Source organism: Rhizobium pantanalense (assembly GCF_030182525.1).
GTDB lineage: Bacteria > Pseudomonadota > Alphaproteobacteria > Rhizobiales > Rhizobiaceae > Rhizobium.
In genome coordinates this window covers 1-431 of record NZ_JAQJCH010000057.1, presented here as the reverse complement: position 1 = coordinate 431, position 431 = coordinate 1, and the positions used below count along the sequence as shown (strand labels likewise).

Annotated in this window: 1 protein-coding gene; it reads right to left on the bottom strand. The window is 59.6% G+C overall.

From position 1 onward, the window contains the following. Positions 1 to 431 (bottom strand): formyltetrahydrofolate deformylase (locus tag PH558_RS34110; protein WP_285208572.1); only part of this gene is annotated, 431 nt, incomplete at both ends.

The following is a 431-nucleotide window of genomic DNA, read 5'->3' as shown; positions in this document are numbered from 1 at the left end:
TGCGCATGGGTGATGCGCGCCGTGTCCTGCTCGATGATCGGACCTTCGTCGAGATCGGCCGTCACATAATGCGCCGTCGCCCCGATCAGCTTCACCCCGCGCTCATAGGCCTGCTTGTAGGGGTTCGCTCCCTTGAAGGAGGGCAGGAAGGAATGGTGGATGTTGATGATGCGGCCCGACATTTTTCGGCAGAGCGCATCCGACAGAACCTGCATATAGCGGGCGAGCACCACCAGCTCGGTGCCGGTCTGCTCGACCAGTTCCAGGAGCTGAGCCTCGGCCTGCGGCTTGTTGTCCTTCGTCACCTTGATGTGGTGGAAGGGAATGTCGTGATTGACCACCACTTTCTGGTAATCGAAATGGTTGGAGACGACGCCGACGATGTCGATCGGCAAGGCGCCGATCTTCCAGCGATAGAGCAGGTCGTTGAG